The organism is Nocardia sp. NPDC058497, assembly GCF_042720195.1.
Lineage (GTDB): Bacteria > Actinomycetota > Actinomycetes > Mycobacteriales > Mycobacteriaceae > Nocardia.
Window position 1 is genome coordinate 2,500 of sequence record NZ_JBHXMY010000608.1, and the last position, 950, is coordinate 3,449.

At 72.4% G+C, this 950-nt stretch carries 1 pseudogene; it reads left to right on the top strand.

From position 1 onward, the window contains the following. Nucleotides 1-950, top strand: a pseudogene (gene rsgA, locus ACFWPJ_RS28125) (ribosome small subunit-dependent GTPase A); the annotation flags it as partial.

The window sequence follows — 950 nt, forward strand, 5'->3', positions numbered from 1 at the left end:
GCCCCGGCGCGGGGTCGGCCGCGCGCGCGCCGGGGGGGGTGGCGCCGCCCGGCGGGGGCCCCCCCCCCCCCCCCCCCCACACCCCCCCCCCCCCCCCCCCCCCCCCCCACGCCGATCGTCGTGGGCGATCAGGTCGACGTGGTCGGCGACCTGACCGGCAAGCCCGACACGCTCGCCCGGATCGTGCGGGTCACCGAGCGCAGCACCGTGCTGCGCCGTACCGCCGACGACACCGATCCGTTCGAACGCATCGTCGTCGCCAATGCCGAACAGCTGTTCATCGTGGTGGCGCTGGCCGATCCGCCGCCGCGCACCGGCTTCGTCGAGCGGGCCATGGTGGCCGCGTATGCCGGTGGGCTGGAACCGATTCTGGTGCTCACCAAACGCGATCTGGTGGCCGAATCCGAATTCGCCGCCGCCTTCGAGGGTTTGGACCTGAAGATCCTCTACGCGGGGATCGACGATCCGATGGAGCCGGTGCTGGACCTGCTCGACGATCGGCTCACCGCGCTGATCGGGCACTCCGGTGTCGGCAAGTCGACGATGGTGAATCGTCTTGTGCCCGATGCGTATCGGGCCGTGGGCGAGGTGTCGGGCGTCGGCAAGGGCAAGCACACCTCCACTCAGTCGGTGGCGCTACCGCTGCCCGAGGGCGGCTGGGTGATCGACACCCCCGGCGTGCGCTCGTTCGGCCTGGCCCACATCACGCCCGACGACGTGATCGCCTCGTTCACCGATCTCGCCGACGCCATCGAGGACTGCCCGCGCGGCTGCACCCATCTGGGCCCGCCCGCCGATCCGGAGTGCGCGCTGGACCAGCTCCCCGGCACGGAACGGCGGGTCGCCGCGATTCGTCCGCTGCTGACCGCGCGGTTGAACAACTATACCGGGTGTCACCCGCTGGCGTGGCGGGGGGTGGGTGGCGCAAACCCCAGGGAACCGTGCCCGGG